Origin of the sequence: Mesorhizobium sp. M1A.F.Ca.IN.022.07.1.1, assembly GCF_003997575.1 — a bacterium.
In the GTDB taxonomy this organism is placed as follows: Bacteria; Pseudomonadota; Alphaproteobacteria; order Rhizobiales; family Rhizobiaceae; genus Mesorhizobium.
Window position 1 is genome coordinate 1 of the sequence record NZ_RZST01000724.1, and the last position, 554, is coordinate 554.

At 64.3% G+C, this 554-nt stretch carries 1 protein-coding gene; it reads left to right on the plus strand.

Annotation, left to right across the window (positions count from 1 at the left end):
• Positions 1–322 precede the first annotated feature (322 nt).
• On the plus strand, positions 323–554 hold a 232-nt coding region (locus EOA75_RS34390), incomplete at its 3' end, for a hypothetical protein (RefSeq protein WP_164747796.1).

Consider the following 554-nt stretch of genomic DNA (forward strand, 5'->3'; position numbering starts at 1 on the left):
GAATTCATGGAATTCGTGGAATTCGTGGTGGTCGTATCCGTGCCAGGGGTTGTCGGCGTGGTGACCGTGGCACCGCCCGTCGCACTGCCCGAGGCGCCGCCAGTCGTGCCCGAGACGCCGCCCGAAACGCTGCCGCTGGCGTCGCCGCTCGCGCCGGCTGTCTGAGCCATGGCGCCCGAGGTCGCGAGCGCCAGGGTAAGAACGGAAGCTGCGAGAATCTTCTTAGCCTCAACGAAAGAGCCCCGACGGCTTCCACCGGCGGGGCTTTTTTGTGTCGGCGATCCGGCGCGAATCGAAACCGCCCTACTTGTTGCAGTTCTGCATGTTCGAGGTCGTATTGCCGCTGGCCGTGTTGTTCTCGGTATCGTTAGCGCCCGTATCCTTGCAGCGATCCTGCATACCGGCCGGCTGGTTCGTCGAATTCGTCGAATTCATGGAATTCGTGGAATTCGTGGTGGTCGTATCCGTGCCAGGGGTTGTCGGCGTGGTGACCGTGGCACCGCCCGTCGCACTGCCCGAGGCGCCGCCAGTCGTGCCCGAGACGCCGCCCGAAA